The organism is Mucilaginibacter arboris (assembly GCF_009754915.1).
Lineage (GTDB): Bacteria > Bacteroidota > Bacteroidia > Sphingobacteriales > Sphingobacteriaceae > Mucilaginibacter_A > Mucilaginibacter_A arboris.
In genome coordinates, this window is the sequence record NZ_WPIK01000010.1 from 65,467 (window position 1) to 88,843 (window position 23,377).

Here is a 23,377-nt window from a genome sequence, read left to right on the forward strand (position 1 = left end):
TTCTGTTACCGGTTTTTATATTATAAAAGAAGCACTGAAAATTTATCATGAAATCAATACAATCCCAGCCTACTATATTTGTTATTTTTGGCGGCACCGGCGATTTAAACTGGCGTAAAATTACGCCCGCCCTTTACAATTTATTTTTGGATAACTGGTTGCCAGAACATTTTTCTATAATTGGTACCGGTCGGACTAAACTTTCTAATGATGATTTCAAAGGAAAATTATTGGAAGGTATTAATCAATTTTCAAGAAACGGAAAAGCGAACCCTGAGCAGTGGAAAAAGTTTTCTGATAATATAGTTTATCAGGCTGCAGATTTAAACGATGCAGAAACATATAATGAGTTTGGAAACCTGATAAAAAACTACGAAAAAGATTTGCAGCAGGAAGCGAACGTCATTTATTATCTGGCTGTTGCACCTCAGTTTTTTCCGATCATTGCAGAAAATATTTCCAAAAGTCAGTTAGCTACTAATCCCGAAAAAACAAGAATTGTAATTGAAAAACCTTTTGGACACGACCTGGAATCAGCTAAATCTTTAAATAAATTACTTTCTGGTATTTTTCAGGAAAAACAGATTTACCGTATCGATCATTATCTGGGTAAAGAAACGGTACAAAACATACTTACTTTTAGGTTCGCTAATTCGTTAATGGAGCCATTATGGAACCGTAATTATATTGAACACGTACAAATTTCTGTTACAGAACAATTAGGCGTAGCTGATCGGGGAGATTATTATGAAGGTGCCGGCGCTATGCGCGATATGATTCAAAACCATATTCTGCAGTTGCTTTGCCTGGTAGCAACAGAAGTTCCGGTAAATTTTGATGCGGATGAAATCAGGAACAAAAAGGTTGATGTACTGCGCGCCATGCGCCCTTTTACTGCAGAAAACATCAAAGATTCTGCCGTACGCGGACAATATGGAAAAGGCTGGATAGAAGGCAAAGAAGTACCAGGTTACCGTCAGGAAGCAAAAGTTGACCCAAACTCTAATACTGAAACTTTTGCTGCAGTAAAGTTTTTTGTAGATAACTGGCGGTGGCAAGGCGTTCCGTTTTATGTCCGTACAGGTAAAAGGTTGCACCAGTCTGCATCAGTTATCACTATCCAATTTAAAGATGTCCCTCATTTAGTTTTTCCAAGTGAGGCAACAGATAGCTGGCAGCAAAATCGTTTGATCATCAGTATTCAGCCCGAAATGAGTATCCGTTTACAAGTTCAGGCAAAGCGCCCAGGTGTAGATATGGTTATTAACACGGTAGATATGGTTTTTGATTATAAAGGAACTTACGACAGTCAGGCACCAGAGGCGTACGAAACTTTACTATTAGATACCATGCAGGGTGACCAAACCTTATTTATGCGTGCAGACCAGGTAGAAGCAGCATGGGCATTAATTATGCCGATATTAAATTCGTGGGAATCTACAAAAAGCACCAAGTTCCCTAACTATTCTTCGGATTCCTGGGGGCCGGAAGTGGCAGAAGCATTAATTGCCCGCGATGGCTTCCATTGGTTTACACTACCAGTTAAAGATAAATAAGCATGCAAAACGTAAAGTTAAATATCTTCCCTACAGAAGATGAAGTGCTTATTAACATGGCAGCCTATTTTATCGAAACAGCAAAAAAAGCTATTTCGGCTAATGGCATGTTCAATGTTTCACTTTCTGGCGGCAGTTCTCCCAAGAAATTATATGAAATGCTGGCATCGTCAGATTATAAAGAAAAGGTAGTGTGGGAAAATGTATATTTTTTCTTTGGAGATGAACGCAATGTTCCTGCCGATCATCCTGATAGTAATTTTTTAATGGCAAAAAAAGCATTATTTGATCCGCTTCAAATTCCTGCTTCACAAATCATTCCGGTCAATACTTCTTTGCCGCCAGAGCAGGCCGCCGAAGCTTATGCTTTAGCTGTTTATACTCATTTTAAACCTTACAATGTTAAGTTTGATTTGATTTTGCTTGGTTTAGGAGATAATTCCCATACAGCTTCACTTTTTCCGCATACTTCCATTTTAGAAGATCAGGAATCCACAGTAAAAGCTGTTTTTCTGGAAGATCAGCAGGTGTACCGTATTTCTATGACTGCTCCCATGATTAACGATGCACATCATATTGCTTTCTTGGTTTATGGTAAAGGAAAAGCAGAAGCAGTGCATCATGTATTAGAAGATGACACGGATATTGAAGAATACCCTGCCCAGCTTATTCAACCGGAACAAGGCGCCGTGCAATGGTTTATGGATGAAGCAGCAGCATCTTTGCTAAGTAAAAAAGGATAATGCTTCTTTTATCACCTAAAAATTAATAACCTTTTAAGCGGTGGTTTTACAACCATCGCTTTTTTTATTTCAGTTTATGTAAACAATAGTTTCATAATCACGTCTGCAATTAAAGCTGGTTCCGATAAAAATTTTATGAGATTTAAAATAAAATTTGCTTGGTTACCGAGGCCGATATGATATAGTATAAAACCTTCTTTAGTTGCAATGAGAAATAACTTCATGTTTGCCACAGGCATAGAAAACAGTTATCCTACTGTTTTTATCGATGGAAAAAAGACCAGGGTAGATGAATTGGAAAAAACCGGCCATTACAAAAGATGGCGGGAAGATTTTCAGTTGGTTAAAGATATGGATATCGAATATTTACGATACGGCCCGCCTTATTATGCTACTCATTTAGGTCCCGGCCAATACAATTGGGATTTTGCAGATGATACTTTTAACCGGTTAAAGGAACTGAAAATTACCCCAATTGTTGACCTTTGCCATTTTGGTGTTCCGGATTGGATAGACAGTTTCCAAAACCCCGACTTTCCGCAATATTTTGCAGAATATGCTTTTGCTTTTGCTAAACGGTTTCCTCAGCTTAAATTCTATACACCCATAAATGAGATTTTTGTTACTGCTTCATTTTCAGGTCAGTATGGTTGGTGGAACGAAAGCTTAACCGATGATAAAGGTTTTGTAACAGCCTTGAAACACCTATGTAAAGCCAACGTACTGGCTATGCAAGCCATTTCAAAAGTTCAGCCGGGTGTAACTTTTATTCAAAGCGAATCATCCGAATATTTTCATGCAGAAGATCCTTCCTGCCGTGAATTAGCCGATTTTCTAAACCTGAAACGTTATTTATCACTTGATCTTTCTTATGCTCATCCGCTTAAAGTTGATCATTATAAATACTTGCTTCAAAACGGAATGACGGATGCTGAATATGAATGGTTTATGAATAATGTAATCCGCGGAAAATGTATTATGGGAACAGATTATTACGTTACCAATGAGCATATTGTCCATGCAGACGGATCTACCAGTCCGGCTGGCGAAATTTTCGGTTATTATGTTATCACCCAGCAGTATTATACGCGTTACCGTTTGCCGGTAATGCATACGGAAACCAATATTGCCGAACCAAATGCAGTAGCCTGGTTGCATAAAGAATGGGCAAATTTGTACCGTTTTAAGCAGGATGGCTTTCCAATTGTTGGTTTTACCTGGTATGGTTTGCTGGATCAGGTGGATTGGGATACGGCTCTCCGGCAAAACAATGGTACTGTTAATGCCTTAGGTTTGTATGATTTAGACCGAAAAATACGCCCGGTTGGAGAAGCTTACCAGAAACTGATTAAAAATTGGAAACATGTTTTGAATGAAGAAGCGTACGGGCTAAACATTATTCCCTAATTTTATGCCGGTAAAAGAAGCATCAACAAAATTTAAAAATTAAAACTGGCATCAGCATCCGGGTTATCAACCTTGGTACTTTTACGCTGATTGTTAATCGTAATGTGTAGCATGTTGATTTGTTCCGGATGCTGCTCGTATAACAAATCATCATGCACATTTACCTTTTTAACGCGGTCTATTCCTTTCGCCTCAAAATAACACCAGGCGCCATCTTCCTGAATTTCGTATCCAACATAATCTAAAGCTAATATTTTTCCATCTGCACGGATTACCAAATGTTTCTTTACATAATCATTAATCAGCTTGTTTAGCTGCGCTTTATCTTTTGGTTTAACAATATCCAACTGCACATGATATTGTTTTTCCAAAGCTTTTTCCAAATCATCATAAAACATCCGGCAGCTAATTTCAAGTGAATGATTGGCAGGATTTTGTTTGATTTCGGTAACGCTTACATAAAACGGGTGGAAGAAGCTGAACCATAAAATCAACAGAAAATGTAACATGTTCGTATGCTTTTAAAAATATCCCTCAAAAAAAGCTATAATTAAGTACAATTGCGAATACTTCTTTTATGGCAGATTTTTCTTTATACTTCCAGTTAGGTTTACAGCACATTTGCGATTGGCAGGGTTACGATCATATTTTATTTGTAACCGTTCTTTGTGGCATTTACCAACTGCAAGACTGGCGCAAAGTGCTGATATTGGTAACTGCTTTTACCATCGGCCATTCCATAACACTTGCTTTAAGCGTTTTTAACATCCTCCACATCAATACTTCTTTAATCGAGTTTTTAATTCCGGTAACTATCGTTATTACAGCTATAAATAATATCATTAAAAGAAGCATCCCACAAAAAAATATTAACCTAACTTATTTTTTAGCTTTATTTTTTGGGTTGATACATGGTTTAGGTTTTTCTAACTATTTAAAAAGCCTTTTAGGTAAAAGTACCAATATTGTTGCCCAGTTATTTGCTTTTAATATAGGTTTAGAATGCGGGCAAGTAATAATTGTAATTTCTGTATTGTTTTTATCCTTTTTGCTGATCAAACTTTTTAAAATTAAACCCGCCAAATGGAGTTTTTTTCTATCTTCGGCTATCTTCGGCATTGCCTTAATGATGTGTATAGATCGTTTTCACCAAATAATTTTTAAATGAAGAAAGTTTATTTAGCCATTTCCTGTTTTTTTTTGATCGGTTCTGCTGCCCATGCCCAGTATGATAACAATCCGGGATCAAATCATGGGAACAAGTTTGAACAATTGGGCACCATGATTTCTGATCCAAATATGTACCGTTCTGCTTCTGGTGCTCCCGGCCCAAAATATTGGCAGCAACGTGCAGATTATGAAATTAATGCTTCGCTGAATGATGATAAACAACGTTTAGACGGAACAGAAACCATAACTTATTTTAATAATTCGCCAGATCCTTTAACCTATTTATGGCTGCAGTTGGATGAGAACCAGCACCGCAAAGATTCACAGGGCAGTACTGCCGGCGAAAGTAAAATGCAGGACAAAATGAGTTTGCGCCAGTTGCAGATGATAATGGGCAACAACCTGGATCTGGGCGATCATATTTTGAGTGTAAAAGATGCAAACGGAAACCCAATTCCATATACCATCAACGAAACGATGATGCGTTTGGAGTTACCAAAAACATTAAAACCTGGCGAAAAGTTTAAATTTAAAGTTGCCTGGTTTTATAATATTTCTGATCGTTTAACGATTGGAGGAAGAGGTGGTTACGAGTATTTTCCGGAAGATAAAAACTATTTATACACCATGGCGCAATGGTATCCGCGTATGGCTGTTTACAGTGATTTCCAGGGATGGCAAAACAAACAGTTCATCGGCAGCGGCGAGTTTGCTTTAGTTTTCGGAAATTTTAAAGTAAACCTGGATGTACCTGCAGACCATGTGGTAGGCGCAACCGGATTATGCCAAAATTACAGCCAGACATTATCAGCAGCACAATTAAAACGCTGGAACCAGGCTCAAACATCCAAAGAACCGGTAGAAATAATAACACTGGCAGAAGTGAAAGACCGGATGAAAGGCCATGCACAAGCACGAAAAACATGGGTTTATGAAGCAGAAAATGTGCGTGATTTTGCCTGGGTTTCTTCCAGACGGATTGTTTGGGATGGTATGTCAACGCAAATTGAAGGCGGCAAAAAAGTAATGGCCATGTCGTATTATAGCCCGGAAGCATACCCGCTTTACCGCCGTTATTCTACCAAAGTGGTAGCACATACGCTTAAAGTTTATTCGCAGCATACTTTTCCTTATCCTTACCCAAGCGCTATTTCTGTTGAAGCATCTAACGGAATGGAATACCCGATGATTTGCTTTAACTACGGCCGGACAGAAAAAGACGGAACTTACAGCGAAGCAACCAAAAATGGGATGATCGGTGTGATCACACATGAAGTTGGGCACAACTTTTTCCCGATGATTGTAAATTCTGATGAACGCCAGTGGACCTGGATGGATGAAGGTTTAAATACCTTTTGCCAGTTTTTAGCAGAACAGGACTGGGACAATAATTTCCCATCGCAGCGCGGCCCGGCTTACAAAATAGTGGATTACATGAAACTGCCGAAAAACGAGCTGGAACCGATCATGACTAATTCTGAAAATATTGCCCGTTTCGGGCCGAATGCATATGCAAAGCCTGCAACTGCATTAAATATTCTTAGAGAAACGGTAATGGGAAGGAAGCTTTTTGATTATGCTTTTAAAACTTATGCACAGCGTTGGGCTTTTAAACATCCAACGCCCGCAGATTTTTTCAGGACGATGGAAGATGCTTCTGCAGTTGACCTGGACTGGTTTTGGCGCGGCTGGTTCTATGGAACTGATCCGGTTGATATTTCTTTAGACAGCGTTAAACTTTATACGTTGGATACTAAAAACCCTCAAATTAATGCCAGGTACGACAAAGAGCAATTTGACCACAACTTACAGCACATCAGCGCGCAAAGAAACCGGGAAGAAGGAACGCGTTTTGCAGTAGAAGCTGATACCTCTTTAAAAGACTTTTACAGCAAGTTTGATCGTTTTGCTGCAACACCGCTTACGCAGGAAAGCTACCAGGCGATGTACAATGCATTATCTCCTGAGGAAAGGAGTTTTTATGAAAGCAAGAACTATTTTTACCAGTTAACTTTAAGCAATAAAGGCGGACTGGTAATGCCGGTAATTATAGAATGGACATATACAGACGGAACGAAAGAAGTAGATCGTATTTCTGCTTATGTTTGGCGCAAAAACGAACAGAAAATAGACAAAGTTTTTGCTAAAACAAAAGAAGTAAAGTCGATCAGGCTTGACCCATATCGTGAAACGGCGGATATTGATGAAGACAATAACAGCTGGCCGAGAACACTTACGCCATCCAGGTTTGAATTATTCAAACAACAAAACCTGCCGCGCGGCGCTACTGCTGGCGCAAACCCTATGCAGCAGCAGTCCATAAAAAAACAGCCGTAAAAGAAGCATTGGTTTAAAACCAGTTAACGACTACTTTAAACAGAGAAGCCGGAATATATTTTATTCCGGCTTCTCTGTTTAAACACTTTTATGCTGTTTGCTTAGTGCTTAACGGTATCTGGTGAAGTTACCTTATTTTGGATGTTATTTGTACTATCGCCAGCATTTACAGTATCTTGCCGTTCCAGCCCGTAATTTTTATGTTTTTCGTTGCATGCAGTTGCTATACAAAGTATTACTAAGGCAGAAAATAAAATAGATTTGTTTTTCATAATGCTTCTTTTACCGGTAAAAAATAATGTGTACTGTTCTACTCTTTTAACAAGTGGCGAACAAAAAGTTTATAATTGTTTATAAAGTTATTTACAATTACCGAATAACGGTAACATAACCGCCATAATTTTTTGTGCCGTCTTTTAAATTCAGTACGTAATAATATGTACCAACAGGTACTTCCTGTCCGTTATACCGGCCGTCCCAGGCAGTACCGTAACCTATGGAATGGAACATCCTTACACCATAACGGTTGTAAATATCCATGATACAATCCGGGTACCTGTCTAAATTCTGTATGTTCCATACATCGTTTACCCCGTCATTATTAGGCGTAAAAGTATTTGGGATAACCGGGATCTTTAAAATCCGAATGGCAACTGTATCTACAGCAGTACAGCTATCGGTAGAAGTTACGGTAAGCCGGTACGTAATATCATCCGAAGGCGTAGCAATAGGGTTAGCAATATGATCGTTGCTTAACCCAGTGGCAGGTGTCCATTTATAACTAAAAATTTTACCGGTAATTTTTGGGGAAAGCCTTACAATATCGCCAATGTGGACCCGGATAAGTTTTCCAGCATCTACTACAGGCGTAGGGTTTACGGTGATGTTTTGAGTAAGCGAATCGGCACAACCGGTGCTGGATGTGAAAACATATTTAATTTGATGTGTACCAATACCTGCAGCAGCCGGATTAAAAATGCCAGCAGTAACACCTGCGCCTGTATATACGCCTTTACCATTAGCACCACTAACATCTTCGGCCTGGGTTAACTGAAACGGATTAACTTCCTGGCAAACGCTTCCTAATGCCGTAAATACTACTTTTGGATTAGCATTTAAGGTGATGGTTTTTTCAGTTATATCAATACAGGTAATGCCTGAATACGCTACCATTCTAACTGTAAAAGTTTTAGTTGCAGGCATATTAAAAATGTCGTACTGGTGTATATAACGTTTTCCGGCTACCGGGTTTACATCTGTTACCACAACGCCCAGCTGGTTCTGGTAATCGAAATACCATTCAATTTTAGTAATGCTGCCAATATCTACGGTAGATTGATTTTCAAAAGTAATGGGTTGATTGCTGCAAACATTGCCGGGGGTAATAATATTGAAAGCGGCTTTTGGCATAGAACCATTTACCTGGAAAGGTTTAGTGATGCTTGCAGAACTGCTATCGCCGGCTGTAACTGTAAGGGTAACCTGATAAATTTGAGCTTTGCTAAACCGGTGTGCCGGATTTTTATCTGTAGAAGTATTTGGGTTAGCGGCTGTTGCATCTGCATCACCAAAATTCCATAAATAAGTTAAAGCTACATTTGTGCCAACGCTATCCGCAGTGAGGTCAAAAAATTGTGCACTTAAATCAGCGGAGCAAACCTGAGGCGATCTAAAATCAGGCTTATAGGCAGGTTTAGCTGTTACCGACTTTGATATTGTGTCCTGACACCCCAGATCAGAAGTTACGATTAGCTTAACCTGATAAGTTCCGGCGGCAGTATAATCATGTTCAAAAGTGAGATTATTACTTTTGGTAGCTGTACTGCCATCACCAAAAGTCCAGGCCCATCTAACAATTTTACCGTTTACTATTGTTGAAGCATCTTTGAAAAATACAGCAAAATTTTTAAATACAGCATTTGTATAGGTAAAAGCAGCAACAGGTAAATTATTTACAGTTAAATATTTCTGGGTAGTAGTTTGGCATCCGCTTTCAGAAATTGCAGTTAAACTAACGGTATCTATGCCAGGCTTGCTGTAAGTATGTGTTGGGTTTTGCAGGGTAGAAGTAGTGCCATCGCCAAATTTCCAGATCCAGCTTTTAATTACTTTGCTGCTGTCGGTACTTTTATCAGCAAAAGTAACTGCCGAACCGGCACAAACACTTGCAGGCATGGTAAAAGCGGTAATTGGTGCGCTGTAAACGGTAAAAGGAAAATTAAAATTCTGATCACCTATCGTACAACCGCCAGTTGAAGGTGGTAAATCTGCCACAATATTAACATTATATAACCCTGCTTTATTGAAAATAGCAGGTTTAGGTATTACATAAATGTAGTAAGGCTTTGTGTTAATGATCGTATCTTTAGCAACAGGGTTAAGTGTGTTAATTACGGTTGCGGGATTAGACGGAGTGATAGTCCAAACTATTTTTTGGGTAGGAACATTTAAAGTTACCTGCAGATTGTAATTATCATAAACACAAGCAGATGTAATTGGTAAATTAGTTACCGGATCAACTGCATTGGCAGTAACGGTTGTTGCCAGGTTTGTTCCGGCAGAGTAGGAATAGGATTCAACCTGACCAAAACCATAGGCTACGGCATTAAAACCATCATCAGCCGTAAGGTTGAAATTATTAGTGCGATAACCGTTTAAATTAAGCTGTAAATAGGAGTAGCCAGGCAAAGTAGCCATGGGCACAAAAGCCGTAGTTGGTACAGCGCCGTTAATACGGAAGCTCGCTACAGATGCTGTTTTTATCAACACATTTATATATTGCTCAGTAATTGCTTCACGGGTAGAAGAATAAACAGTAATGTTTTTAATACTGTATTCGATAGGATTTAGGATAACCATATCAGGATCTCCTAAAGTCTGAGCTCCATTTATATTAGAGCAACTTGCTGTTAAAGCATATTGGGCTACACTGATCGGTTTATCGGCAGAAATACTGGCAGGCTGACTTAACGGGGTTGGAGACGAATAAAAGCCGCCTTTATTAAGTGTAGCAACCGTTACCCCGTTAATTTGCACGTTTGTATTATCTGCTTCAGCAACTACACGCACGTAATCTCCCAATGTTCTTTCTGTAGCAACATTGCTACCCGGCGCTTTCATGCTAAAAGGAATAAAGCCGTAAGTTTTTCCCCAGCTTTCAATAGGATAATTTTGCTGATATAATGGATCAATAGAATGTGGCGAGCAACTCGGATCAGCAATTGCATCGCCGCTGCTTCCGGAAAACATAGCAAAACGCTTACATCCTGAGGTAGTGCTATCAACCGTTACTGAGGCTCCGGTTAAATCGCTATTAGATAAGTATTCGTACACATCTCCAATATTGGTAAGTGTAATCCCTCCGGAAACCAAATCTGTATTTCCCTTCTTAATAAATATTTTTGTATTTGCCTCACTTGCTACCAATACTATAAAATTTTGGCCGCCAGAAACTACGGCTGGCGTTTGCTGGTAGTTCATGCTGTAATACTGTTGGCCTAAAGCTTTAACAGGTAAAATAAGCGAAGCTGCTGACCGCGCGCCTGCAAATATATGTGCATAAACTACTACGGCAGGTTGCCCGTTATCTACCACAATATGAATAGCCCGATTAGTAAGGACTGTACCACCTTCAAAATCATTAATATAAGCATTTGCCCGTGGTACCTGAATTTCGGTAACAGTGTTGGCAACAACCGTAAATTTTTGTGAATAACTCCCAACTGAAACCGTTCCGGTAGAAGCTTGACTGCCGGTGATAAAAATACTGATGTTAGCAAGTTGTGTTGGTTGATTAGGAACGTGTGTAGGAAAAACAGACCAAAACTCCGTACCTTCATTAGATACACTTTGTGCCTTAACTAAATTTATAGCAGTTAAACACAGTACCAGTAAGGCCAGTATAAATTTAGGTAATTGTTTAATCATGTCATCCTTACAATAATAAAGCTTACACTTATGGTAAAATATTATTTATATTAACTTACCTACGTAATAGTAAGTATTCAGGCTTTTAGCTATATAACGCAACATTTTTAGTACATATTATTTTAGTAGTAACTAAATAGCTATTTAACTTTAGTAATTCCAATAACCTAATTATGTCAATGAATAACCTGCTACTCTCTTTCATTTTTGCTGATGCTGGCAGGTACTATTGTTAAACTTATTACAGCTACCAATAGTTTAACAACAGCTACAAATAATAACGGTTACTACAATTTTAGTAAGGTAAAAACAGCTCTATTCGCTTTAAAAAGCAGGTTAATTGGCTTTAACGAATATATAAATCATTATTAGTTTAATAACAATTTAAGCTGATAAAAAATATAGCCTGTATAGTTAAAAGAAACGGTTCATCAGCTTAAAAAAAAGGTTAATGTAGTAGATGCCACTGATGAAAGAGGGATCTTATCCAAAGTGAGCGATTGTAAAAGTTCGAAGAAATTTCTCTTATGGTGAAAATGATAAAACGTATATTTTTAGGCGATAAAAGAAGCATTAGGTAATTTGCCAATCAATGGGCTTCAATTTTTTCCCCTCTAAAATTAAATTCGTTTTTAAAAAATGTCTGCAACCAAAAAAACCATTGTGTGCAGCAAGCGGAGAAGGATGCGCGGCTTTTAACAAATGATGTTTCTGCGAGTCGATCAGTTCGCTTTTGGCTTGTGCAAATTTCCCCCATAATAAAAAAACGACATCTTGTTTCCGGTTCGATATTTCTTCAATTACTTTATTGGTAAAAATTTCCCATCCTTTTTTTTGATGGGAACCAGCCTGGTTGGCACGAACGGTTAAAGTTGCATTCAGCAGTAAAACGCCTTGCCCAGCCCATTGCGTTAAATCTCCATCTTTCGGAATTTTAAAATCAATAAATTCCTGCTTTAACTCTTTAAAAATATTTTGTAAAGAAGGCGGAACGGCAACTCCCTTTTGTACAGAAAACGCCAGTCCGTGCGCTTGTCCTGGCCCATGGTATGGGTCTTGTCCGATGATTACTACCTTAACATCATCAAAAGGCGTTTTGGCAAAAGCATTAAAAATATCCTTGCTTTTTGGATAAATAGTATAACCAGCTTCTTTTTCCTGCTGCAAAAAAGCTTTCAGTTTGATCATGTAATCTTTTTCAAATTCATCCTTTAAAATTTCCAGCCAGGAAGGTTCTAATGCAATCGACATAAAATGTTTGGAATAATTGATTTAACGTACAAATAAGCAGATATTTGCTTAATAATTTTATATACATCAAATGCGTAATATTGTTCGGTTAGTTATTGCCTGTGTTATCCTGGGCGCTGCAGTTACCCTGGCTGCTTTTGGTTTCTGGTGGTGGGCTGTTTTGGTTTTCCTGATTGGAGGACTGGTTTTGGTTACTTTCTTTTTTAACGAAAATATGCTGATTGCGCAATATTTTATGCGGAAAGAAAATATGCCGAAAGCAGAGCAATTTTTGATGAAGATTACCGATTACGAAAAGCAATTGTTCCACACGCAGCATGGTTATTACAATTTGTTGCTGGGTTTAATCGAATCCAATAAATCACCGCTTAAATCTGAGAAATACTTTAAGAAAGCATTGTCTTTAGGCATGACCATGTCACACAATATTGCCTTAGCTAAATTAAGCCTGGCTGGAATTTCGATGTCAAAACGCAATAAGCGCGAAGCCGAAATGTATTTAAAGGAAGCGCAAAAAGCCGATAAAAATAAGTTATTGGCCGAGCAGATCAAGATGATGAAAGGCCAGATGGCCCAAATGGATAAACAACAAGTTGTTCGGGGCGGTTACAGAAATAAGTTCTAAACCTATATTCTATTTTTCGTCGAGGTGGCTAAAATAGTCATCTTTATAAAAATTATCTTCCGCATCTTTCACGTTTCCTGTTTCTGTTGATGCTTCTTTTACCGACAATTTTTGGTTGATAAAAGCTAAAATACTTTTTACAAAGTCTATATCAAATTGCTGTTTGCTAAATTTGATTAAGTATTCAGAATCTTTTATTTCAAGGCTTGAGTTTGTCATTGCTTCAATATTAAATCTTTTCAAAAACAAAGACCGGCAATTGTTATTAACCGGTCTTTAATTTTATGTTAAGATTTGATGAAGTTGATAATGTTTATTCAAACCAACTCATCACCGTTTCTTTTGCAGGAATAGTCATATCCAATTTCAGCTTTTTCCGCATTCCGCCCAGATCATTAAATACTTTGTTGGGCACTGCTTTTTTCAGGTCATCAACGGTGTGAAACCCCATTTTCTGAATTACCGGAACCCATTCTTCCGGAACGCCAATTTTTACAAAATCTTCTGTTGAAGAAACTACCGCTTTATTTTCTGGCCGCATTTGCGGGAAGAACAAAACTTCCTGGATTGTACTTTGGTTAGTCATCAGCATTACCAAACGGTCAATACCGATACCTAAACCAGAAGTTGGCGGCATCCCGTATTCCAAAGAGCGCAAAAAATCCTCATCCACAACCATTGCTTCTTCGTCGCCACGGCTGGCTAATAATAATTGTTCCTCAAAACGTTCCCGCTGATCAATCGGATCATTCAATTCAGAGTAAGCATTTGCAATTTCTTTTCCGTTTACAAACAACTCAAAACGCTCTACCAAACCTTCTTTACTACGATGTTTTTTGGCAAGCGGTGTCATTTCAATAGGATAATCAGTGATATAAGTTGGCTGGATTAATTGCGCTTCTACTTTTTCGCTGAAAATTTCATCGATCAGTTTTCCTTTTCCCATAGACGGATCAACTTCAATCTGCAGATTTTTACAAGTTTCTCTTAAAGCCGCTTCATCCATTGCTGAAACATCGATGCCTGTATATTTCAAAATAGAATCATACATGGAAAGTTTTTCATACGGTCCTGCAAATTCTATCTCATTTTTTCCAACCTGAATTTTAGTTTTTCCGTGGATAGCCAAGGCTACTTTTTCCAGGCATTCTTCTACCATGCCCATCATCCAGATGTAATCCTGATAAGCTACGTAAATTTCCAACCCGGTAAATTCAGGATTATGCGTACGGTCCATTCCTTCATTCCGGAACATTTTTCCGAATTCATACACACCGTCAAATCCTGCAACAATCAGTTTTTTCAGATACAATTCATTGGCAATCCGCAGGAAAAGCGGAACATCTAAAGCATTATGATGTGTTTTAAACGGACGGGCAGCAGCACCGCCATGCACGGATTGTAAAATTGGTGTTTCTACTTCCATCCAGCCCTGGTCGTCAAAATAACTACGCATAGTTTTGATCACTTTAGAGCGGTTGATGAAGATCTGCTTGAATTCCGGGTTAACCGTTAAATCAACATAACGTTGTCGGTAACGCAATTCAGGATCGGTAAAACTATCGAAAATATGTCCTTCTTCATCACGTTTTACAACAGGAAGTGGTTTTAAAGATTTCGATAGGATCGTTAATTCCTGTACATGGACAGAAATTTCTCCGGTTTGCGTAATAAAAACAAAGCCTTTAACACCCAAAAAATCACCAATATCTAAAAGCTTTTTAAAAACAGTATTGTATAAAGTTTTATCCTCAGTCGGACAAATATCATCACGTTTTACATAAACCTGGATACGGCCAGTTGAATCCTGCAACTCTGCAAAAGAAGCGCTGCCCATAATACGGCGGCTCATGATGCGGCCGGCAATTTGAACGGATTTATATTTCTCCGGATTTTTTTCAAATTCCTGCAAAATCTCCTGTGCAGTTGCAGTAACCGGAAAAGCTTCGGCAGGATAAGGGTTAATACCTAAATTACGTATGTTTTGAAGCGCCTCGCGGCGTAGGACTTCCTGTTCGGATAGATTTGTACTCATTATATTTTCACCAAAGATTGTAGCTGGCAAAAATAGGTTTTAATGCTAAATTTTAGGTGGTAAAAGAAGTATTAATAAAGAAGGGATTTTTAGATGTCTTGTATTACTCAAAAGGCGGATTTATAAAATCAGACTAACGGTTAATAATTCTCATTTCTAAATAATCGTCAGGTGTCATTACTGCCAAAGCACTATTTTTATAGTCTTTTGTATTTCTGGTAACAATTAAATCTATTTCCTTACTCAGTTCTGCCGTATAATTTTGTAAGGCATCTTCAAAATCTTTAAAATCTGAACTTAAAGCCTGTACAACTGCATTTCTGTCAATCACTAATATTTCGGTAATAGAAATTAACATTTTCAATTTTTCTATAACCTTTTCGTGTTTTGCTGTTTGCCTTAAAAGGTAATAAACGTTACTGATTATTACAGGTGTTATACTACCGGTAATTTGCTTTGATTCACAAAGAGACAATATCTTGGCAGCAACGTTCGAAAATGGTTGCCTGTCAAAAAAGAAGTCCAAGATAATATCGGTATCAATTAAAATTCTTGTCATTGCCTACAAATACTTTTCGGACAACCGTTTTGAAAGTTCTTTATTATAATCAAGATCTGCTGGGCCAGTAAAAGAGCCTTTTAGTAATTTTACAGTTGGCGTAATTTCGATAGTTTCCGGACCGCTATCTTTTGTAATTGCTTTAAGATAGTTCTCAATTAAATCTGATAAGCTGCGCCCTTTATCTTTGGCATATTTTTTTGCTTTTTCTATTATGGCTTGTTCAATTGTTAAAGTTAATTTCGTATTCATGATATACGTGTTTATTTTATTTTTTTTATACGTATAAAGATAATAGGTTTTTCTTATATAAACAATATAGCCAAAGCAATACATTGTTTTTTGCCGCTTCAGCTAAGATCATAGTATTTGAAAAATTAATGCCAAATTTTAGGTGATAAAAGAAGTATCGATAGAAAGGACAGGAAAAATCTACTATTTTGATTTCAAGAAACAGGATCACAGATCCTAAGCTCAAAAGATTGTGATTGTAAATCCCAACCAGTCGAGATTTACTTGATAAGTCGTTATAGATCAAATATACAATTTTGATTTGAATAGTAAGTTAAGTAGCTGAATTGCAAATCCCAACCAGAGGATTAACACTTTTAGGCGATAAAAGAAGCATCAACCCAAAAAAGAGGGCTAGAAAAAAAGTTTAAGATTGAGATTAAAAATCCTTAGCCCGAAAGGGCCGGACTGTAAATTAGAAGCATTGTGATCAGTGGGATTTCAGAGCAAAGTCAAAGATCTTTCATCATCAAACGTTCCTTTACCGTAAATATCCCTGCTTTTACCGCTTCACTCATCTGCTTTGCCTGTTTAAGATTGTGCTTCGTTTGGCTTCGGTTTAGTTTTGGTACATGAAAACAAAAAAAGTATTAATATCCGGCGCCAGTGTGGCCGGGCCGGCACTGGCCTTTTGGTTGAACCGCTATGGCTTTAAGGTGACCGTGGTAGAGCGGGCGCCAGGTATCCGGCCAGGTGGCTATGCTATAGACTTTCGTGGCCCCGCCATGCAGGTATTGGAGCGGATGAATATCGTGGACGCAATTAAAAAATTCGAAACCCGCGCGGGTAAGATCACTATCGTAGATAAAAACAATAAAAAGGTGGCCAGTATGCCGGATGGTTTTACCAGCGGCAAGTTGGAGATTATGCGCGGTGACTTAGCGAATGTTTTTTACGAGGCTACAAAAGATGATACCGAATATATTTTTGATGACAGTATCACAGCTTTAAAGGAAGATGAGGCCGGCGTAGAGGTAAGCTTCAGCCGGAATAAACCCTGTCGCTTTGACCTGGTGGTTGGTGCGGACGGGCTGCATTCCAATGTACGGACAATAGCCTTTGGCGATGAAGCGCAGTTCTTGCATCACTTGGGAATATACTTCGCCATTTTTACCACGCCTAATTTTATGGAACTGAAAGAAATGGCAGGCTTGTATTATGGAACATTGGGCAAGCGCATTGGCGTTTTTAGTGCGAAACAGGATACCGAGGCCAGGGCTAGTTTATATTTTGCCTCGCCTGCAATTACTTATAATTACCGAGATATCGGCCAGCAAAAGGCAATGGTCCGTGAGCGGTTTGAGGGGGAAGAATGGCAGGTGCCGCAATTGCTGAAATTTATGAGCGGTGCATCTGATTTTTATTTTGATTCGGTAAGCCAGATTAAAATGAACCGTTGGTCGCGGGGACGGGTGGTGCTAATGGGAGACGCAGCTCACTGTGCCTCGCCCATGTCAGGAATGGGCACCAGTATGGCAGTTATAGGCGCTTATATTTTAGCAGGCGAGTTGCAGATGGCGCATGACGATCATACCAGGGCTTTTAACAGCTATGAAGGACAAATGCGACCCTTGGTTGCATCGTGCCAAAAATTAGCCGAAGGGGCGGAATGGTTTTTGCCCACCACTTGGGTTAAGCTATGGCTTAGTCAGCAGATATGGAAGATCTTACCTTACACGCCCTGGAAGAATATGATGATTGAAATGCCCCTGAAAGCGGCTAATTCCATCAGCCTGAAGAATTATTAAATAACCACCTGAGTGAAAGTGATGGGCAATTAGTTGGGGATCGACAGATCTTAAGTTTAAAGGTCGTAATTGCAGGATCATAGGTCCTAAGCTTGAAAGATCGTGATTACAAATCCCCGATCAGAGGATTACAAATCCCGACCCGAGGGGATAACTGCAAAACGATGCTGAAAATTTTTTGATTAAAAAATATAAGGAATAAAGCGATAGCGAACTTTCTTTAAGTAATCGATATATCCAGTCAAATCTCTTGCTAACACTTTTTCTTCATTTATTGCCCTGGCAACAACTAAGCATGAAATGATAATTGCAGGCAATAAAGCAATATACGACCCCAGACATAAAGGGGTAAACAGTATAATCAGGTAAGCGCCGCTATACATAGGATGACGGACCCATGCGTATAATCCAGTAGTAATAACCCTCTGCCCCTGATAAGCTTTAATATTGCTTGCCAGATATGTATTTTGCTTGAATACGATAAATACGATCAGAAATCCTGTCGATACAACCACCTCGGAGAGTAACGTTATATAAAAAGGGATAGTTGACCAATGCTGCCTGAAATCAATGCCGGGAAGTATGAGCATCAAAACAAATAGCAAGCCATTTACAGATTGCAGCATTATTTGTGTCTTATTTGTTTCCGTATGTGTTCTACGCTCAATTAATTTTGGGTCTGTTTTTAGAAAATAGAAAGTCAATATAGATGTTCCGCAAATGAAGACCATTAAATAAATCCATGCTGCCTTATATTTAGTTGTTCCTGCCGGGACGAATAATGATAAAGCCAATATCAGGTATAACAAGGCAAGCAATGCGCTAACTTTAAAAGTCAACATTCTTTTAAAATTCATAAGCTTTATGGTAAGCAACAAAAGTGATTAAAATGACTGGCAGTAGTATCGATTTTTAATTTTAGCCGAAAATATTATTTGCCGATTTATTCTATCAACTTATTAAGGTGAAATTGAAACTGGCTAGACTCATTCTTAGCTTTACATTAAAAAATAAAAGTTGAAGATTAAACTTTTAGGTTTCTGTTTAAATTTTTAAAGACTCCTTCGATATTCTCAGGATTGGTACCCATGCTTCTTTTACCAGGTAAAAATTGATGTTTGAATGTATTTAATCAATCAAAAAAACAACGGTTAACATTTTTAGGTGATAAAAGAAGCATCAACCCAAAAAAGAGGGCCAGGAAAAAAGTTTAAACAACTTCATTGAAACAAATGTGAAATTTTTGTGTGTTAGCTTTTTTTACAAGTTTATTCAAATGCCGATGCTTCTTTTATCGCTGAATTTATTAAGTAAAGCAGGAACTGAAGTTAGAAAACTTTCAGATGAAGACCTTTTCCCACTTGACACAAAACCACTATTAGCGGGCCGTTGTTGTTGCATCGTCAGTTCGTGGTGTTATTTCTTACTCCGATACAATGATATAATAACCGTCCAAGTCCCTTAGAATAAATTGTTGCTTTCCTGAATTAGGATTGTAGTGCAGTTCTTGTTCAATGTTCAGTTTTAAACGAACTGCGTTTCTCCAAATCTCTTGAAAGTTAGACACTTTAAAATACAGAATAAGCCCGTTGCCAACAGTAACTTTAGGATTTGTCATTGTCGGGTGATCGTGTTCTCCCCATTTATGCAGGCATAAGATAACTGTTCCGTCTTTATCGGTTAATATTTCAAAAGTGTCACCACCGTGATTGCTTTTACAATCTAACAGATCTTGATACCATTTTGAACTTATGGGAACGTCTTTTACTGCAATTATAGTTTCGCTTCTTGTCATTCTACTACTTTGAGATTCTCATAGCTTTCAATTTTTTCCAATTGTTGTTGGCTGCAAACTTCTCGTATTCTTCCACCCGAACTTATGCCAATAAAATTACAAGTTTTGATGTTAAAACTAATGCCCATTGAAAAACTTCTGCCCAAACTAAAATCCGATAAAGAACAAATGTTGAGAATTATTCCGTCCGCCTCACGAAAAAACCCATCTTATCTGCTGTTTTTATTAAACGCTAACTGTATCATATAAATAAATTTGTACATCGCCATTGTCAGGTGCTAATATTTTTCTGTCTTCTGCACATTGTCTGCCAATATCTGTATCAAATGCTTTTTTTATCGCTTCTAAATTGTCAAAATATAAATTGCCAATCCAAAACGTTTCCTCATTACCTGAAGGTGAGATAATGTTCCCTTTATTTACTATATATTTTCTTAAACCCGGAAGCTGCTTTGCAAGTGGAATGTGAACGTTATAATAATGTTTTTCAAATGCTTCTTTATTTTTTGGTGTTTTGTAGATCACTGTCATGTTTGCCATAATAATTCTATTTCTGTTTTGATGAAAATTTTTTCTAAATTGTTTTTTTGTCCTTTTTTAGTTTTAATAATTCAATTTCCTTTGTTAGCGTTTGTTTTTCAATCTTGGATGTTGTAAGCTTAATGGCATGTTGGTAATGAGAAATCGCTTTTTCTATGTCCGTGCCTGCATATAAGTAGCCTAACAATCCGTGATAATAGTTGCTGTCTGTCAGGTTAAGTTTTTCGGCTTCTGTAATAGCTTTTTTGTGTCCGTAAACTTTGGCATAAGCAAATACCCTGTTCAACATCGCTATGGGCGAATACTCAATAAGAATAAGCTGATTGTATAACTGTAAAATGTGTTGCCATTTGTTTTTCTCTGTTGGTGTTGTGTGCCAATAGGCAATGGCAGCTTCCAAATGATATTTTGAAACTTCGTTTCCGTTGCAGGCATTTATCAAATAGTTGTTGCCTTTTTCAATTAACCATTTGTCCCACAAATTTTTGTTTTGTTCGTTAAAAAGAATTGCTTCGCCTTTTTCGTTTGTTCTTGCATCAAGTCTTGAACTTTGAAAGTACATTAACGCCAATAAAGCATTTGTTTGCGGTGTATTGGTCAATATGTTTTCTGTCAATGTCAAAGTCAGTCTGATGGCTTCCAGACAAAGTTCTTTTCTGATAGGTAGATTATTGGTTTTGGAAAAATAGCCTTCGTTAAACAGCAAGTATAAAGTTTTCAAAACGGTATTTAACCGTAATTTGATTTCAGGTTGGCTTAACGATTTGATTTGAAAATTATCGTTGCGAAGATTATTCCTTGCCCGCTGCAAACGTTTTTTAATAGTTTCGGTTTTTGTAAGAAAAGCATTAGCGATTTCTTCAATGCTAAAACCACAAAGAATTTGTAGTGCTAAACATATTTGCGCCCCGGCAGAATTGATTGGATTGCAAACTAAAAAAATCATTGCTAATTGGCTATCTGCAATATTTTGATTGGTGAATTCAAAATCACATTCAGCTTCAATTCCACCTGGTTTTATCGCTTTCTGAACCTGTGTTTCAAACACGGCAAAGTGCTTGAAATAATCTTTGGCTTTATTTTTGGCAACAGCGTAAAGCCACGCTGTTGGGTTTTCCGGTATTCCGTGAACAGCCCAACTTTCAGATGCTTTTAAAAAAGTTTCGCTTGCAATATCTTCTGCAATTTCAATATTTTTTAATTGAAATGTTTTACAAAGTACAGCTACAATTTTGCTATACTCTGTCCTAAACAAATGTGGGGTTATTTCATTTTGTTTCATCATAGAAAATGCCTTTGCATTGTCTGCAAAGGCTTTTGCAAAAAGTTACATTGCACTAATTTCTCTAATTTCCACGCTACCGCCAATAGAAAGAATTGGACAATCTTGAACCAAAGCTGTTGCTTCTTCAAGCGATGTAGATTTAATGAGTGTATAACCCATAATTGATTCCTTGATTTCAGTATATGGCCCGTCTGAAATTATGCCATCGCTTTTCAATACTTTGCCTGAACTTACCAAACGGTTTCCCCTGTCAGATAATTTGTTTTGTGCTGCAAAGCCTGCAATCCAATTCATCCATATTTGGGTGTTTGCCTGCATTTCTTCAGGTGATGCTTTAGGCATAGACTGGTAATCTGCCCTAAATACTAATAAAAATTCTTTCATTTGTTTAAAATTTTATTGTTCGTCTTAATAACGATCGACATTCCAAACAGGGGACAAAGTCCGTTAGTTTTTTTTGTAGGAACGTATCGGTTTATATAAGAAGCCGTTTAAATTTATATCAGATCCTTCGATATTCTCAGGATTGATCCTGATGCTTCTTTTAGCACTATAAAATTAGCATTTGCCCTTTGCCAAAAGATACAAAAAGCAAATGACCTTGCAGATTTTTAGGTGATAAAAGAAGCATATCAAATAATTTGAACAAAATTTAAAACAGCTTCTAACAGGTAACGTTCCTGGGTTGATGAAGAACTGATATTTAAAATCTGTCAGCCCAAAAACACTTACTAAAGATAAGCAAGATTACAAATATCGGATAACTTCCGGCCATTGGTTTTTGTCAAACCAAATGTTTCAAACAGTTTATTTAAAAGCGTCAAATACAAATTTTGATTTTTTAAAACCTGCCAGAAGCGGTAAAAAACATACTTGAACATTTAAGCTTAAAGACGGCGGTTTAAAAGTCCGGGATTGTTTTTTGTGTAGCCAAAACCGTAAAGTTGATTTGTTATTTAGAACTTCCAAGTTGCATTTTAGCAACTTAAAGTTGGCTGGCAATACTGTTTTTACCACCCAAAAACTTGTTTACAGATTTTACACTGATAAAAACAGCATTGCGAAAAAGTCAGTGTAAACTTTTAACTGTTGCCAGAAACCGGCCTTGTGTAGGCGCTTTGAGGATCACAGATCCTAAGCTCAAAAGATGGTGATTACTCATAAATTTTTCACCAAAAATTGTAGCTGGCAAAAATAGGTTTAATGCCAAATTTTAGGTGATAAAAGAAGTATTAATAGAAAAGACAGGAAAAATCTACTATTTTGATTTCAAGAAACAGGATCACAGATCCTAAGCTCAAAAGATCATGATTGCAAATCCCGACCAGGCGAGTTAAATTAATATTCAAATGTTAATGCTTCTTTTATCAGCTAAATTTTATTCCTTCCGCTGGAACTGAAGCAAAATAGCAAAACAAAAGTTGATATTTAATCCGTCAGCCAGTTTTTTGCCAAACCAATGTTAGCGGTAGTTTTTTATTAAATTATATTGGCAGTTTTTAAAATCAGATAAATTGCCATAGTTGATAAACCTATAATTATTATTCGAGTTACAAGTTTTGTATAACCTTTTTCATTCCACTCCTCCCAATGAGTTGTTACTCGTATCGATTTTTCTTTACAAAGATCATCTAAATAGTCTATCAAATTTAAAATATCACCTCGGAAGAATTTGTTGTCATAGGAGTTTATGTAAAAACTGTTTGTTTGGTTATTGGTAGTTGGTGTATCGAAATAAATTTTAACACTGCGTTGGTTACTATTTAACTGTCGATCGATCCGGATCTTTTTAATGTCTTTAAAATGAATTGTCTCGGTTTTAACAAAGTTAAACGGAAGTTTTCTAATCCATTCGATTTTGAATTTTTCATTATCTACAATTATTGAGAATTGGCTATAAATGAAATAATAAAACAGTCCAAAAGTAAGAGCAAGCAAGCTCAGAATTAAGATAACAGTAAATGCGGCATTTGGAACCCATTTATTTATTTCAAGAGAAATCAGCAATAGTCCAAAGGTTACAAAAGGAAATAAAATAAGACCTCTATAAGGTTGGATTGATTTTATGTCAAACCTCATTTGTGTCATAATGCTTCTTAATGTGCTTT

General features: G+C 37.4%; 21 protein-coding genes. 7 read left to right on the forward strand and 14 right to left on the reverse strand.

What is annotated here, in order from left to right; genetic code table 11:
• The first annotated feature begins 47 nt into the window (after nt 1–47).
• From zwf to GO621_RS12305, 3 genes are all read left to right on the forward strand, one after another.
• Nucleotides 48–1,556, forward strand: a complete 1,509-nt coding sequence (zwf, locus tag GO621_RS12295) for a glucose-6-phosphate dehydrogenase (protein ID WP_157567441.1) — start codon at nt 48–50, stop codon at nt 1,554–1,556.
• A 2-nt stretch (nt 1,557–1,558) separates the two neighbouring features.
• Nucleotides 1,559–2,299: a 6-phosphogluconolactonase gene (gene pgl / locus GO621_RS12300; RefSeq protein ID WP_157567443.1), complete on the forward strand. Its 741-nt coding sequence runs from the start codon at nt 1,559–1,561 to the stop codon at nt 2,297–2,299.
• Between the two features lie 207 nt (nt 2,300–2,506).
• Nucleotides 2,507–3,706, forward strand: a complete 1,200-nt coding sequence (locus GO621_RS12305; RefSeq protein WP_157567445.1) for a family 1 glycosylhydrolase — start codon at nt 2,507–2,509, stop codon at nt 3,704–3,706.
• A gap of 32 nt (nt 3,707–3,738) precedes the next feature.
• Here GO621_RS12305 and GO621_RS12310 read toward each other — a convergent pair whose 3' ends face one another.
• The gene (locus GO621_RS12310) at nt 3,739–4,215 is read right to left on the reverse strand and encodes a DUF6702 family protein (RefSeq protein WP_232335648.1); all 477 of its coding nucleotides are present in this window, start codon (nt 4,213–4,215) and stop codon (nt 3,739–3,741) included.
• 68 nt (nt 4,216–4,283) lie between these two features.
• On the opposite strand from GO621_RS12310, the gene GO621_RS12315 reads away from it, so the two are divergent.
• Together GO621_RS12315 and GO621_RS12320 are read left to right on the forward strand one after the other, a co-directional pair.
• On the forward strand, nt 4,284–4,874 hold the full coding sequence (locus tag GO621_RS12315) for a HupE/UreJ family protein (RefSeq protein WP_157567447.1): 591 nt from the start codon (nt 4,284–4,286) through the stop codon (nt 4,872–4,874).
• Nucleotides 4,871–7,213, forward strand: a complete 2,343-nt coding sequence (locus GO621_RS12320; RefSeq protein WP_157567449.1) for a M1 family metallopeptidase — start codon at nt 4,871–4,873, stop codon at nt 7,211–7,213. Before GO621_RS12315 ends, GO621_RS12320 begins: the two co-directional genes overlap by 4 nt.
• Before the next feature lie 101 nt (nt 7,214–7,314).
• Here the strand turns inward: GO621_RS12320 and GO621_RS12325 are convergent, their stop codons facing one another.
• The 3 genes from GO621_RS12325 to ung form a co-directional block, all read right to left on the reverse strand.
• The gene (locus GO621_RS12325) at nt 7,315–7,485 is read right to left on the reverse strand and encodes a hypothetical protein (protein ID WP_157567451.1); all 171 of its coding nucleotides are present in this window, start codon (nt 7,483–7,485) and stop codon (nt 7,315–7,317) included.
• 97 nt (nt 7,486–7,582) lie between these two features.
• Nucleotides 7,583–11,140, reverse strand: a complete 3,558-nt coding sequence (locus tag GO621_RS19305) for a PKD domain-containing protein (protein WP_157567453.1) — start codon at nt 11,138–11,140, stop codon at nt 7,583–7,585.
• 573 nt (nt 11,141–11,713) lie between these two features.
• On the reverse strand, nt 11,714–12,391 hold the full coding sequence (gene ung, locus GO621_RS12335) for a uracil-DNA glycosylase (protein ID WP_157567455.1): 678 nt from the start codon (nt 12,389–12,391) through the stop codon (nt 11,714–11,716).
• 70 nt (nt 12,392–12,461) lie between these two features.
• Here ung and GO621_RS12340 point away from each other — a divergent pair, with 70 nt between their 5' ends.
• A complete protein-coding gene (locus GO621_RS12340; protein WP_157567457.1) occupies nt 12,462–13,016 on the forward strand; it encodes a DUF2892 domain-containing protein in 555 nt (184 codons plus the stop codon).
• A 9-nt stretch (nt 13,017–13,025) separates the two neighbouring features.
• Here the strand turns inward: GO621_RS12340 and GO621_RS12345 are convergent, their stop codons facing one another.
• From GO621_RS12345 to GO621_RS12360, 4 genes are all read right to left on the reverse strand, one after another.
• The gene (locus GO621_RS12345; protein ID WP_157567459.1) at nt 13,026–13,235 is read right to left on the reverse strand and encodes a hypothetical protein; all 210 of its coding nucleotides are present in this window, start codon (nt 13,233–13,235) and stop codon (nt 13,026–13,028) included.
• Between the two features lie 94 nt (nt 13,236–13,329).
• Nucleotides 13,330–15,051 (reverse strand): lysine--tRNA ligase, encoded by a 1,722-nt coding sequence (gene lysS, locus GO621_RS12350; RefSeq protein WP_157567461.1) that lies wholly within the window; start codon nt 15,049–15,051, stop codon nt 13,330–13,332.
• A 133-nt stretch (nt 15,052–15,184) separates the two neighbouring features.
• A complete protein-coding gene (locus GO621_RS12355) occupies nt 15,185–15,610 on the reverse strand; it encodes a PIN domain-containing protein (RefSeq protein ID WP_157567463.1) in 426 nt (141 codons plus the stop codon).
• Between the two features lie 3 nt (nt 15,611–15,613).
• Nucleotides 15,614–15,862 carry a DUF6364 family protein gene (locus tag GO621_RS12360; RefSeq protein ID WP_157567464.1) on the reverse strand — a complete coding sequence of 83 codons (249 nt, stop codon included), beginning with the start codon at nt 15,860–15,862 and terminating at the stop codon, nt 15,614–15,616.
• Between the two features lie 611 nt (nt 15,863–16,473).
• Between GO621_RS12360 and GO621_RS12365 the strand changes: the two genes are divergently transcribed.
• On the forward strand, nt 16,474–17,649 hold the full coding sequence (locus GO621_RS12365) for an FAD-dependent monooxygenase (protein ID WP_157567465.1): 1,176 nt from the start codon (nt 16,474–16,476) through the stop codon (nt 17,647–17,649).
• A gap of 182 nt (nt 17,650–17,831) precedes the next feature.
• Here GO621_RS12365 and GO621_RS12370 read toward each other — a convergent pair whose 3' ends face one another.
• The 6 genes from GO621_RS12370 to GO621_RS12395 form a co-directional block, all read right to left on the reverse strand.
• Nucleotides 17,832–18,506 (reverse strand): methyltransferase family protein, encoded by a 675-nt coding sequence (locus GO621_RS12370; protein ID WP_157567466.1) that lies wholly within the window; start codon nt 18,504–18,506, stop codon nt 17,832–17,834.
• A 566-nt stretch (nt 18,507–19,072) separates the two neighbouring features.
• Nucleotides 19,073–19,444 carry a VOC family protein gene (locus GO621_RS12375; RefSeq protein ID WP_157567467.1) on the reverse strand — a complete coding sequence of 124 codons (372 nt, stop codon included), beginning with the start codon at nt 19,442–19,444 and terminating at the stop codon, nt 19,073–19,075.
• A gap of 225 nt (nt 19,445–19,669) precedes the next feature.
• Nucleotides 19,670–19,984 carry an EthD family reductase gene (locus tag GO621_RS12380; RefSeq protein WP_157567468.1) on the reverse strand — a complete coding sequence of 105 codons (315 nt, stop codon included), beginning with the start codon at nt 19,982–19,984 and terminating at the stop codon, nt 19,670–19,672.
• Between the two features lie 34 nt (nt 19,985–20,018).
• Entirely contained in the window at nt 20,019–21,269 is a 1,251-nt protein-coding gene (locus GO621_RS12385) for an RNA polymerase sigma factor (RefSeq protein WP_198170232.1), read from the reverse strand.
• Nucleotides 21,270–21,311: 42 nt separating this feature from the next.
• The gene (locus GO621_RS12390) at nt 21,312–21,653 is read right to left on the reverse strand and encodes a YciI family protein (RefSeq protein WP_157567469.1); all 342 of its coding nucleotides are present in this window, start codon (nt 21,651–21,653) and stop codon (nt 21,312–21,314) included.
• 1,095 nt (nt 21,654–22,748) lie between these two features.
• A complete protein-coding gene (locus GO621_RS12395) occupies nt 22,749–23,348 on the reverse strand; it encodes a hypothetical protein (RefSeq protein WP_198170233.1) in 600 nt (199 codons plus the stop codon).
• Nucleotides 23,349–23,377: the final 29 nt, after the last annotated feature.